This is a genomic window from Actinomyces sp. SKVG-SVH-4(1) (assembly GCF_048514265.1).
Taxonomy (GTDB): domain Bacteria; phylum Actinomycetota; class Actinomycetes; order Actinomycetales; family Actinomycetaceae; genus Actinomyces; species Actinomyces oris.
Genome location: NZ_JBGEVE010000002.1, coordinates 167,594 through 178,888, shown reverse-complemented (window position 1 = coordinate 178,888; position 11,295 = coordinate 167,594). Strand labels below are relative to the sequence as shown.

Genomic DNA, 11,295 nt, shown 5'->3' with positions numbered 1-11,295 from the left:
CTCATTCTTGTTGACGAGGGTCCGCTCGACGGGGCGACATTCGAGGCCACCTTTAGGAGGCGGGTGCAGTGAGAGAGAAGGTCAGAGTCCTCATCATCGAGGATAAGGACGCTTTGGCGGCAGATGCGCAGCGCGAGATTGAAGACGCGTTTGAGGAAAGCGATGAAATTGAGGTCGAGGTCTCGGTAGAGACAGACTTCGATGCGGGATTCGCCAAATTCAGTCGGGGCGATAGCGACGTTGTGGTGCTCGATGTCCGACGTGACAGTCCTGACCCGTCGCCGGACGACGAGGCCGCTGGGCATGCTGTGTATCTGAACATCAAGGATGCTCGTTTCGCTCCAGTCATTTTCTGGACGGCTCTCCCCGATTCAGTCCGGCATGAGGAGATGCCCCCTTTGGTCACCGTGGTAACCAAGGACGACACCGACAAACTACCTGCGGCAATCCAGGCGGCAGTTGCTAGTCGTGCAGTGACCACAATTAGCGGAATCGAGCAACACGTAGCCACCGTCCTGCGCAAACACATGTGGACGGAACTTGCTCCCAACTGGACTGAGTACACCGAGGGCGCCGATTCCGAAGTCATTGCACAGATTCTACTGAGTAGGCTCGCCCGTGTTCTTGACGACCGCCGAGAGGGGGCTCTCACTGCGCGTCCGAGCCACCGATATATCTACCCTCCAACGTCTGAGGTTCATGCGCCTGGAGACATTCTCCGTGGAGCCGACCAAACGTGGTGGGTCACGCTAACTCCGGCGTGTGATTTCGCTCAGAAGAAGGTCGGATTCGTGTTGCTGGCACATGCGGTACCACTGGAAGAACATCCCAAGTACCGCGCCTGGAAGGACGAATACACAGACGAGAAGAACCAGGGAAAGGCAGAGTATAATCGAGGCAAGGCCGAGTGGAATACGCTTCGTCAGGATATTCTGACGTCCACTCGTGGACGGTTTCACTACCTACCCAGTTTCAGAGATATTCCCGACCTCGTGATCGACCTCGAAGATGTCCGCGCTGAGTCGGGCAGCGATCTCTCCGGTTACGTGCCGATCGCTTCGCTTTCTAGTCCATTCGCAGAGTCTTTGCTCATTCAACATAGCCATCACCGCGGACGCATTGGAGTGCCGGACCTCGACTCTGAACTCATCAAGCAGCGACTGCGGGGCGGCTTATAGCTCGTACGCTCATCGGATATGAGGTGGGTCAATCCGATAGCCGATAGCCACAAACCATGCAAAACGTGATTTGCAGAGAGTCTGCCTGAAATGCAAGCCTCCTAGTCAAACAAACTTAGGGCGATGAATCTGGTTGGACTGCTAGGTGTTTTTCGGACACTGCTTGTTTGGGGTTTCAGGCTGCCTTGGTCAGGCCCAAGAATTCTTGCTCGACCTCGTTAGGTGTGCGGTATCCCAGGGCTGAGTGAAGGCGTATGTGATTGTATCTCTACTCGATCCGCGAGGCAATATCGTTGATCGCCTTGCCCTTCGTGGGATACACCATCCTATGCACCCTTTCGTTCTTGAGCGTGGCATTGAAGGATTCCGCCCAGGCATTGTCCCAGCACACTCCGGTACGCCCACGGACGGACGGATACCATAGGTCTTCAGGTGGTCCAGGAACTTCTGAGACGTGTACTGACTGCCCCGGTCGGAGTGAAAGACTGTCACACCTTTCTCAACCGGGCAGCGCCTGTCTGCCATATCGATGGCCTCACGCACCAGCGGGGTGCACATATGATCGGCCATCGCGTACCCCACGACCTTCAAGGCGTCAGCAGTCCAGAACAGTGGCAAGATAGACGAATTCGGCCCGTGTGTTGATGCAAGTGATGTCCCCGCACCACTTACGCCCAGGCTCGTCGGCGGTGAAGTCCTGCCCCGCCAGGTCGGGGCGCTCATCGAGGTCCTTGGCCGGCACGGTAGTACGGGCCTTCGCCCGTGGCTGCGCGGCCTCAAGGCCCAGCTCCCTCATGATGGAGCGGATCGTGGCGCCATCCACCCTCACACCACGCCTTCCCAGACAGGCCTGGATCCTTCGGCACCCGTAAGTGCGGTCGGAGTCCTTAAAAACGTCCTTACTGATGATGCTGAGCTCTTTTCTTTTCGCTCTGGTGATGGACTCAGGTCGGTCGCGCCAGGAGTAGTAGCCGGACCGTGAGACACCGGCCCACCGGCACATCGAGGAGATGGGGTAATGGCCTTCTTCGCGATTGATGAGCTCATAGCGCTCGGTCACGGTCGTTCCTTCGCAAGCCAGGCGGCTGCTTTTTTCGGCTCTTCGTGTTTGAGGGTGTGGTAGCTGGAGCCTATTGAGGTGTATAGGTGGGGTGGGTGCGTCGTTGCTTGGGTAGGGGTCGAGGTCCCCCGATGATGGGAGCTGCTACACGCGCCACCTGAGAGACCTCGACGTGCCTGAGACTACCTTCGCCTGCCCTGATTTGACGACCTTCTTGGGCCTGGACGCCCTGGGACTGACCGCGGTGGGCCAGCACCTCACAGCCAAGGGCGCGGTGATCGAGTGCAGCATGCCGATCGGGTTCGAGGACCCCTTCTGCAAGGCCTGCGGCGCTCAGGGAGTATCCCGTGGGACGGTGGCCCGGCGCCTGGCCCACGTACCGGTGGGGTGGAGGCCCACGCAGCTGGTGGTGCGCCTGCGGCGCTTCGGCTGCACCCGCTGCCGGCGGGTGTGGAGACAGGACACCTCCACCTTGGCTGAGCCCAGGGCGCGGCTGACCCGCGCGGCGGTGGAGTGGGGGCTGCGTGCCCTTGCCCTGGAGTGCATGTCCGTCTCCCGGGTCGCGCGGACCCTGGGGATCTCCTGGCACACCGCCAACAACGCAATCCTGGCAAGCGCTCAGGCCACGCTGTTAGACGATCCCCACCGCTTCGATGGAGTGGAGGTCCTCGGAGTTGATGAGCACGTGTGGCGCCACACCAGGCGGGGCGACCGCTATGTCACCGTCATCATCGACCTGACCCCCGTACGCCACCGCAGTGGTCCGGCGCGTCTGCTGGACGTGGTCCCAGGACGGTCCAAGAAGGTCCTCAAGACCTGGCTCTCCCAGCGCGACCAGGAATGGCGTGGGCGGGTCGAGGTGGTGGCGATGGACGGTTTCACCGGGTCCCGAGAGCGCCGCCGGCGGAGCCTGTCACAGCACACGATCAGCACGTCCTTGATACCGCGGTTGGCCAGCTCGGCGCACACCTGGGCCCAGAACCTGGCCCCCTCGCTGGCTTGGACCCAGATGCCCAGGACGTGCTTGATCCCGTCCATGTCCACGCCTACCGCGATATGCGCGGCCTTGTTGGTCACGTGAGCCCCGTCGCGGACCTTGATCATGATGGCGTCGAGGTAGATCACCGGGTAGAGGCCGTCCAGTGGCCGGTGCTGCCAGGCCAGGACCTCCTGGCTGATCTGGTCGGTGATCTTGCTGATCGTCTCATGACTCAGATCGGTGCCCAGCGTAGAGGCCAGATGGTGCTGGATGTCCCGCACTGTCAAGCCCCGAGTTTTGTGGAGACTGGTTTATCTGGTGCCGGTGGTTGCCGGTTGTGATTGTCCGTGGCGGTGGCGGTCGGGTGCCCAGGCGGCTTCGTGCTCGGCAGGGGTTCGCATGCCGATGGCGGAGTGAGGGCGAATGGTGTTGAACCAGTGGACCCACTCGGCGGTGGCGAGCACGGGCGGCGCCGATGTCCTCCCAAGGGCCCTGGTTGCGGATCAGCTCAGCCTTGTACAAGGAGTTCAGAGCCTCGGCCAGGGCGAAGCCGGAAGGAGTCGCCCTTCGACCCCACCGAGGCGACCGCCTCGGCCTCGGACAGGGCCTGCCCGTAGCGGATGGACCTGTACTGCACCCCTCGGTCGGAGTGGTGCACCAGGCCCGTCAGGTCGGCACCCTGACGTTTCCGCTGCCAGACGGCCATCTCCAGAGCGTCCAGGGCCAGGTCGGTGTACAGGCTCGTGGAGGTCTGCCAGCCGATGATTCGCCGCGAGTACACGTCGGTCACGAAAGCCACATAGACCCACCCGGAGAACGCACGCACGTAGGAGGGGGCACCTCCCGCTTGCGGGGGAATGTCGGCGACCCACAGCCCACCCGGGGCGAAGGCCTCGAAGTGGCGCTTGACCAGGTCGGCCGGGCACTGCTCTCGCGGCGCGCTGCGCATGGTGCGCGGGGACCTGGCGCGTCTGACGCCGCGTAAGCCCAGGTCGCCCATGAGGCGTTCGACGGTACAGCGGGCCACGTGACCGGCACCGTGACGCTCGGCGCTCTCAGAGCGGCCCCGTATCGCGTGCATCTTGCGGGCCCCCAGCACCAAGTAGCTAGTTCTTGTGGACCCTGGATATCTCCGCCTTGAGGGTCTCGTCACGCAGGCTCCTGGCGCTAGGAGGCCGGCTACGGCGGGTGTGAGTCAAGTGCTCGGGGCGATCTTGACTCCGGCGCCAGTGAGCACCTTGCAGACCGGCCAGGCCCCGAACTCCTCCTTCTTGGCCTCGATGTACTGACAGATCAACGGGACGGGCGCTCACACTCCGCCGCGACAGACAAGCCGACCGTGCTCTTCAGGATCGCGTTGGCTCTTCGCAGCACTCGGACCTCTTTCTCAAGCTCCTTGATCCGCTGCGCCTGGTCAGTGGTGGTTCCCAGCCTCAGACCACCATCGACCTGGGCCTTCTTGACCCAGGTGCGCAGAGCCTCGGGGTGGACACCCAGCTCGTCGGCGATCCGACGGACCGCGCCCTTGGCCCGAGTCGGGTCAGCCAACGCGTCCAACGCCATCCTCGTAGCTCGCTCGCGCAGCTCATCGGGGTACTTCTTCTGTCCCATGACAGTGATCCTTCCGTGTCATCACTGCCTCCATCAAACCCGGGACGATTCACCCTTATCCGCACTGACAGTCTCACGGCCCGCAACCCGGGCACCGGCCACCATCTGTCGTAGTCAGGCAAGACGTGGCGCTTCTGGCAACGTCCAGGTTCTGACCGACCACACCGGCTTACCGGTGTGGGGCTCACCGGTTTAGCCGGGCGCGACCCATGACCTCATACATCTAGCCGATCTGAGGCAGCCGGTCTGAGTGCTGCAGCATGTCGTGCCGTCGCCTCGGGTCGGGGCATCGCTTGCGGATGGATGATTCCACCCGTGGCGACGGCGGTGAGCGCCGAGGGGATGCCCGGGTCCCACCAAGGCCATAGGTCAACGGTCGGTCAGTGTCTCACCGGCTTTCCGATAGCCTAGGCCCATGAAGACCTTTGAGGACCTTTTCGACGAGCTGCAGCACAAGGCGGCCACCCGCCCTGAGGGCTCCGGGACCGTGGAGGAGCTGGACCGTGGGGTCCACTTCATCGGCAAGAAGCTCGTGGAGGAGGCCGCCGAGGCCTGGATGGCCTGCGAGCACGAGTCCGATGAGGCCGCCTGCGAGGAGATCAGCCAGCTGCTCTACCACGCCCAGGTCATGATGGTCGCCAAGGGCTACAGCCTCCAGGACGTCTACCGTTACCTGTAGGCCCCGAGCCCCCTCGCGCCTCCTACTCGACTCCCCCACCACAGATCAGGAACCGCCGTGCTGCGTATCGCTGTCCCGAACAAGGGCTCCTTGTCCGACCCCGCCATCACCATGCTCTCCGAGGCGGGCTACCGCACCCGCCGCACGGGCCGTGAGCTCGTGCTCGTCGACGAGGCCAACGACGTCGAGCTGTTCTTCCTGCGTCCGCGCGACATCGCCGTCTACGTCGGCCAGGGCACCGTCCACGCCGGCATCACCGGCCGCGACCTGCTCCTGGACTCCGGGGTCGACGCCGTCGAGCACCTGCCCCTGGGCTTCGCCCGCTCCACCTTCCGCTTCGCCGCCCCCAAGGGGACCATGAGCTCCTTGGCCGACGTCGCCGGGCGCCGGGTGGCCACCTCCTATGACGTCCTGGTGCGCAGCTACCTGGCTGCTCGAGGTGTGGATGCCCAGACCGTTCACCTCGACGGCGCTGTGGAGTCCTCCGTCCAGCTGGGCGTGGCCGACCTCATCGCCGACGTCGTCGAGACCGGAACAACGCTGCGGGCCGCCGGCCTGGAGACCTTCGGGGATCCGATCCTTGTCAGCGAGGCCGTGCTCATCACCACCGAGCAGTTCCGCGCAGAGCCCGGGCTGGCCACGCTCGTGCGGCGGCTGGAGGGGGTGCTGCGTGCCCGCGCTTACGTGCTCGTCGACTACGACATCCCCATGAACAAGCTGCACCTGGCGACGGCCCTCACCCCGGGCATCGAGTCGCCCACCGTCTCCCCGCTGCAGAACCCCGACTGGGTGGCGGTACGTGCCATGGTCCCGCGAGTGGACATGAACCGGGTCATGGACGAGCTCTACGAGGTCGGGGCGCGCGCCATCCTCGTCTCCTCACTGTTGGCCTGCCGGCTCTAGAGGCCTTCCACTGAACGTCCTCGTGCCAGATGCCCTGTCCTGATCTCCTGCGCTCTACTGCGTCAGGGGCACGCAGACCTCGGCGGCCTTGGGCGTCTTCTTGTCGCCCAGGATCTTGTGGGAGGCGAGGAACTCGATCATCGGTGTGAAGTCGTCGACCCGTACCGAGCCGACGGCCGCCTTGCCCTCCCCGCTGACCAGCTTGCCCGTGGCCACGGCGACCTCGCGGGCGTTGGCGGCCTGAGTGGAGTCAACCAGGTCCTGCACGTGCTCCTTGGTCGCCTCGACGGCGGCGTCGGGATCCTTGACGAAAGCGGTCATGCCCTCCACTGAGGCCTTGACCGCCGCCTGAAGGTCCTCACGCCTGGAGTCCAGCAGCTTACGGGTCGTCACCAGGGAGACGCCGATGAGGGGGATCGACTCGGCCGGCTGGATCGTGCGCACCGCGGTGCCGGCCTGCTTGATCTGCACGGCGTCGTTGTTGGAGAAGCCGACGACGGCGTCAACCTTGCCGCCCACGAGCGCCGCCTGCTGGGTGTAGCCGATGTCCTGGATCGTCAGGTCGGACTCGCTCAGCGAGGCGGTGTCCATGGCCAGCTGGAGGGCGTACCAGGTCTCCCCCTTGCGTCCCGGCGTGCCGACGGTCTTGCCCTTGAGGTCCGCTGGCGCCTTGATCGCAGAGCCCTCCGGGACAATGAGGCAGGCCGGGTAGGACTGGTAGTAGCCGCCGACGACGACGAGGTCGGACCCGTTGGAGGCGGCGACGACGGCCTCATCGGCTCCGGCCACGACGAGCTGCTCCTTCCCGCTCAGAAGGGCGTCGAAGAGTCCCTCCTGGGCCCCGTGATGACGCAGGTTCACCCCGGAGGCGTACTTGCTGTCCTTCTTGGCCATGTAGAAGGGGGCGAACTGGATGTTGGGCGTGTAGGTCAGGCCGATGGTCAGTGGGCTGCTCGCCTGTGAGGAGCAGGCGGCGAGCACGCCGGTTCCGCTCAGGACGAGACCACTGGCGAGCAGGTGGCGGCGTGAGAGGGGCATGAGTGTTTCCTTTCCAGGGGATCGGGGTGGGGCGACGGGTGCGAGGCGCGATGGTCGAGGTGGCTCAGCCGGCGCGCCGGCCGCGCAGGGCGTCCACGGTGCGGCTGCGCTGCTCGAGCTCGTGGAGCGCCCAGTGGATGGTGGTGGCCAGGATGCACAGGAGGGTGATGGTGGAGAACATGCCGGTGGTGTCCACCTTGTCGCGCTGGGTGGACAACAGCATTCCCAGGCCGTCGCCGCCCATAATCATCTCTCCGACGACCGCGCCGGTGATGGACAGGGTGAACCCTGTGCGCAGTCCGGTGTAGATCGCCGGAAGCGTCATGGGCAGCTCCATGTGCACGAGCATGCTCAGCCCGTGCGCGCCGTCGAGCCGGGCCGCGTCAATGATGTCCGTGTCCAGGCCCCGCAGCCCCAGCAGCACGGTGATCGTGATGGGGAAGAACACCATGAAGGCGCACAGAATCACCACCGGCAGAGTGCCGTAGCCGATCCACAGGACGAGGAGCGGGGCTAAGGCGATACCGGGAACCGCCTGGCTCGCAGCGACATAGGGCAGCACCGCCCGGGAGAAGAACCGCCAATGGTGCAGCACCCAGGCCAGTGGCAGCGCAAAGGCCGCGGCCAGCAGACAGCCCAGGAGCGCCTCCTTGAGCGTCACCCCGGCGTAGGCGGCCAGTCCTGCCTGGGTCAGGCCCAGCCACATCCGCGTGATGACGGCCAGCGGACTGGGCAGGAAGATGGCCGGAACGGCGCCTGAGGCCGCGGCGGCCTGCCACGCGACGAGCAGAGTAGCGCCGAGAAGGAACGCCGGCCACGGGCCGTGGCGGCCTGCAGTACGGATAGGAGGCTGACGATGAAGCGGCGGCGTCTGCGGCGGCTCTAAGACGGACCCCGCCGGCGAGGGCGCTGGCGAGCCTGAGGACGTCACCGGCTCGTGGGCATCGCGGGATACTGCGGTGGGGGAAGCGTAGGAGCGTGCGGCCTTGCCGATGGGGCTGGGGCTGTACACGGCGGTGTCCTCCCGGATCGTTCCGGGAACGGGTGCTCCCGGCTGCACCGGGGTCCGCCTGTGTGCCGTCGGTCGGCGCACACACGTGCTGGGCGCTCGCCCGGTTCACCTCCCGGTGAGCTCACGGCTGTCCGTGAGCTTGGGACGTTGTCTCGAGCTGCGGGTCTCCCCGCTGAGCGCCACGCGCATCCTCCCCTCCGGACTTTCACCGTCGGTGCCGGGATTCCACCGGCTCAGCCGCTGCATCCATGGCCGCCTCAAGCGGCTGCGGTGCGAGCGGGTCGCGGACTGTGACCGCCGGTTCGGACTTTCACCGACCCCGGAGCACGTTGCTGGCCGCAAGGATACAACGTTGATCGCTACGGGGCCACTGCCGCTGCGGTGACCATCGTTCTGGGTCACCACAGCAGTCGTGGACCGCTCAAGGCGCCATGATGATCCACAGCGCCGCGAGCAATGGTGTGGGCCGGCTACGCCCGTGAGGCCGCAACGGCGGCGTCGAACTCCTCGGAGATCTCCTTGGAGGGCTGACTTGCGAGAGATACGGCCACGGCCACAGCGAGGTTGCTCAGGAATCCGGGCACGATCTCGTAGAGGTCGAAGACGCCGCCCGGGCCACCGGAGACGTTCCCCCAGATCATGACGACGACGGCCCCGGTGATCATTCCGGCGAAGGCTCCCATGGCGCTCAAGCGCTTCCAGTACAGCGACAGCAGAATGGTGGGGCCGAAGGAGGCGCCGAAGCCGGCCCAGGCGAAGGCCACGAGGTCGAGGATCGTTTTACTGGGGTTCCAGGCCATGACCGCCGCGACCAATGCGATGGCGAAGACTGCCATGCGTGAGTAGAGCACCATGCGGTTGCCGCTGATCTTCTCCTCCCGGGTGCGGGCGAAGGAACCGTACAGGTCCTCGATGAGCGCCGAGGAGGTCACGAGCAGCTGGGAGGAGATCGTCGACATGATGGCGGCCAGAATGGCAGCCAGCATGAATCCGGCGACCAACGGGTGGAAGAGCAGCTTGCCCAGGGTGATGAAGACGGTCTCCGGGTCGGCCAGCTGCTTCTTGTCGTGCTGGTAGGTGGCCACGCCCACGATCGCGGTGCCGGCTGCACCGAGCACGGCGAAGAGCATCCAGCCGATTCCGATGGTGCCTCCGGCCACGGCCTCCCTGGGGCTGCGGATGGCCATGAACCGGACGATGATGTGCGGCTGGCCGAAGTAGCCCAGGCCCCAGGCCAGCGCCGAGATGACGCCGAGCAGCGTCGTCGTCGGACCCCAGATGACCCAGTAGTGAGGGTCGACCTCAGCGATGGCCTGCCTCAGGTTGGACAGTCCCCCGAGCCGAATGACACCCGCGACGGGCACCATGACCAGGGCGGTCACCATCATGACTCCCTGGACGAAGTCGGTGTAGGACACGGCCAGGAACCCGCCGATCAGCGTGTAGACCACGGTGATGGCGGCGACGATGACCATGCCGAGGCGATAGTCCATTCCGAAGGAGGACTCGAAGAAACGGCCGCCGGCGACCATGCCGGAGGAGACGTAGAAGGTGAAGTAGACCAGAATGATGAGGCCACTGGACCAGCGCAGCAACCGATGCGTGTCGTGGAGTCGGTTGTCCAGGAAGCTGGGAACGGTGATCGAGTTGTTGGCGACCTCGGTGTAGGCGCGCAGACGCGGGGCCACCAGCAGCCAGTTGGCCAGGGCTCCGACCGTCAGTCCGACGGCGATCCATCCCTCGACCAGTCCACTGACGTACAGGGTTCCCGGCAGTCCCATCAGCAGCCACCCCGACATGTCCGAGGCTCCCGCCGACAGTGCCGCCACCCAAGGATTGAGGTCGCGGTCGGCGAGCATGTAGTCGTCGAAGTTGTCCGTTCGCAGATAGGCCCAGCCCCCGATGGCGAGCATGGCCACGAAGTAGACGATCATCGCGATGGCTTGATAGGTAGTGGCAGTCATCTATATGTCCTCACGTCAGTCAGAGGGGAGATATACCGCTGCAGCCGTTGGAGAAAGGACTCCTGGAGTCTCGTGAGTGATCCGGATCGGCGCACGCGGCATATCGCGGCTCGTCGTTGATGTTCCTGATGGCGCGACCATGAGTGACAGATCAAGCACTACGGATGATGTGCAAATCCGTACATGACATGACGGGCAGCAGTGACCGCTCACTGGATCATGGTCAAGGTTTCCTCACCGGTCCTTCTGTGTGGGCACGACTCAACGCACGTGAAGGACGATGGCCGCGGCGTAGTCACCGTCATGGCTCATGGAAACCGGCCAACACCCTGGGGTTGATACCTCCTCTCCGAGGCTGCGCTCAACAGCGTGGGCAACGGTGCCGCTCAGGCGCAAAGAAGGCCGGCCCCACCGATCGGTGACAACCTCGATCTCACGCCAGTCGACGTCCTCGGCCAGGATAACCGGAGAGGTACTCGTTCCGCGACATTTTGCGCACAGAACGTGTGCCTGGCTCCAGGCCTTGATGAAGGACTCCTTGGCCGCCCATCGTGCTGCCAGGTGCTGGGCCGGGGTCGTTCCCCTCTCCTCCGAACGATTTCGGGCCTCTCGGAGCTCGCGCGCCGTGAAGGCGCGTTGTGCGAAGACGCTGCCGGGCTGATCGAGCTGGGCGGAGAAACCCGGAATGTGCACCAGGTCCGTACCCACTGACACAACAGCAGAACCGGGGGAAGGCTGTGGAGCATCTGGAAGCCGCGGCTTTGTCATCGCCGAGCCCCAATGAAGAAGAGCTTACAAATCATCGAGGAATTTCCTTTTGGAAAGACTGTGCGAGCACAAACAGTACCGGTTCCACGGAAATGGAACCCAT

12 protein-coding genes, 2 pseudogenes and 1 riboswitch are annotated in these 11,295 nt (G+C 64.6%); of the genes and pseudogenes, 4 read left to right on the top strand and 10 right to left on the bottom strand.

All coding sequences use genetic code 11. The features are described from left to right. The first annotated feature begins 68 nt into the window (after positions 1-68). Positions 69-1,178 (top strand): hypothetical protein, encoded by a 1,110-nt coding sequence (locus tag AB7V09_RS02705; protein ID WP_419142847.1) that lies wholly within the window; start codon positions 69-71, stop codon positions 1,176-1,178. Positions 1,179-1,367: 189 nt separating this feature from the next. On the opposite strand, the gene AB7V09_RS02700 is transcribed toward AB7V09_RS02705, so the two are convergent. Both AB7V09_RS02700 and AB7V09_RS02695 read right to left on the bottom strand, forming a co-directional pair. Then, positions 1,368-1,760 carry a DDE-type integrase/transposase/recombinase gene (locus AB7V09_RS02700; protein WP_419142928.1) on the bottom strand — a complete coding sequence of 131 codons (393 nt, stop codon included), beginning with the start codon at positions 1,758-1,760 and terminating at the stop codon, positions 1,368-1,370. Between the two features lie 13 nt (positions 1,761-1,773). Beyond that, complete coding sequence (locus AB7V09_RS02695; protein ID WP_419142846.1) at positions 1,774-2,238, bottom strand: IS3 family transposase; 465 nt, start codon at positions 2,236-2,238, stop codon at positions 1,774-1,776. A 172-nt stretch (positions 2,239-2,410) separates the two neighbouring features. Between AB7V09_RS02695 and AB7V09_RS02690 the strand changes: the two are divergent. After that, positions 2,411-3,124, top strand: a pseudogene (locus tag AB7V09_RS02690) (transposase); the annotation flags it as partial. A 20-nt stretch (positions 3,125-3,144) separates the two neighbouring features. Here the strand turns inward: AB7V09_RS02690 and AB7V09_RS02685 are convergent. The 4 genes and pseudogenes from AB7V09_RS02685 to AB7V09_RS02670 all read right to left on the bottom strand — a co-directional run. After that, positions 3,145-3,507, bottom strand: a pseudogene (locus AB7V09_RS02685) (transposase); the annotation flags it as partial. Between the two features lie 21 nt (positions 3,508-3,528). Then, positions 3,529-3,681: an integrase core domain-containing protein gene (locus AB7V09_RS02680; protein WP_412095237.1), complete on the bottom strand. Its 153-nt coding sequence runs from the start codon at positions 3,679-3,681 to the stop codon at positions 3,529-3,531. A gap of 44 nt (positions 3,682-3,725) precedes the next feature. Continuing rightward, on the bottom strand, positions 3,726-4,244 hold the full coding sequence (locus tag AB7V09_RS02675; RefSeq protein WP_314920777.1) for a DDE-type integrase/transposase/recombinase: 519 nt from the start codon (positions 4,242-4,244) through the stop codon (positions 3,726-3,728). Between the two features lie 266 nt (positions 4,245-4,510). Continuing rightward, complete coding sequence (locus AB7V09_RS02670; RefSeq protein ID WP_419142845.1) at positions 4,511-4,828, bottom strand: transposase; 318 nt, start codon at positions 4,826-4,828, stop codon at positions 4,511-4,513. Between the two features lie 415 nt (positions 4,829-5,243). On the opposite strand from AB7V09_RS02670, the gene AB7V09_RS02665 reads away from it, so the two are divergent. Next, complete coding sequence (locus AB7V09_RS02665) at positions 5,244-5,507, top strand: phosphoribosyl-ATP diphosphatase (RefSeq protein ID WP_010615230.1); 264 nt, start codon at positions 5,244-5,246, stop codon at positions 5,505-5,507. Between the two features lie 57 nt (positions 5,508-5,564). Then, a complete protein-coding gene (gene hisG, locus AB7V09_RS02660; RefSeq protein ID WP_419142844.1) occupies positions 5,565-6,410 on the top strand; it encodes an ATP phosphoribosyltransferase in 846 nt (281 codons plus the stop codon). A gap of 54 nt (positions 6,411-6,464) precedes the next feature. On the opposite strand, the gene AB7V09_RS02655 is transcribed toward hisG, so the two are convergent. From AB7V09_RS02655 to AB7V09_RS02640, 4 genes are all read right to left on the bottom strand, one after another. Next, on the bottom strand, positions 6,465-7,448 hold the full coding sequence (locus AB7V09_RS02655; RefSeq protein WP_419142843.1) for an ABC transporter substrate-binding protein: 984 nt from the start codon (positions 7,446-7,448) through the stop codon (positions 6,465-6,467). Between the two features lie 64 nt (positions 7,449-7,512). Further along, complete coding sequence (locus tag AB7V09_RS02650; protein ID WP_419142842.1) at positions 7,513-8,508, bottom strand: ABC transporter permease subunit; 996 nt, start codon at positions 8,506-8,508, stop codon at positions 7,513-7,515. 133 nt (positions 8,509-8,641) lie between these two features. Next, positions 8,642-8,792, bottom strand: a riboswitch (FMN riboswitch). A 138-nt stretch (positions 8,793-8,930) separates the two neighbouring features. Then, positions 8,931-10,424, bottom strand: coding sequence for a sodium/proline symporter PutP (gene putP, locus AB7V09_RS02645; RefSeq protein WP_010615234.1), 1,494 nt, complete (start codon positions 10,422-10,424; stop codon positions 8,931-8,933). Positions 10,425-10,685: 261 nt separating this feature from the next. After that, positions 10,686-11,192, bottom strand: coding sequence for a holo-ACP synthase (locus AB7V09_RS02640; RefSeq protein WP_419142841.1), 507 nt, complete (start codon positions 11,190-11,192; stop codon positions 10,686-10,688). Between the last annotated feature and the right edge of the window lie 103 nt (positions 11,193-11,295).